We start from the raw sequence: 238 nt of genomic DNA, 5'->3' as shown, positions 1-238 counted from the left end.
GATTGAATCTAGTTTCATTTGGCGCTCACCCTCCGAACTTCCGGCGAGATGATCCGGAGCTTCCCCGGAACCTTGTATCGACGAGGGAGATCGTCCCAGCCGAACTCGGTGTACTGACCCGACGTCCAGAACAGGCCGCGACCGAGCTTCCAGTCCGAGGTCATTTCCGTGTTCATCGGCGGCCGAACGCCGATGATCTCGTCGCTACCGGTGGGGTTGTCGGTGCCGGAGAGCGTGA

At 60.5% G+C, this 238-nt stretch carries 1 pseudogene; it reads right to left on the bottom strand.

Going from position 1 to position 238, the window contains the following annotated elements:
- Positions 1-14 precede the first annotated feature (14 nt).
- Positions 15-238 (bottom strand): annotated as a pseudogene (locus EXE45_RS21550) (hypothetical protein); the annotation flags it as partial.

This window comes from Halorubrum sp. SP9 (assembly GCF_005435015.1).
In the GTDB taxonomy this organism is placed as follows: Archaea; Halobacteriota; Halobacteria; order Halobacteriales; family Haloferacaceae; genus Halorubrum; species Halorubrum sodomense.
The sequence above is the reverse complement of the archived record's forward strand: the minus strand, read 5'-3'. Positions and strand labels throughout refer to the sequence as shown.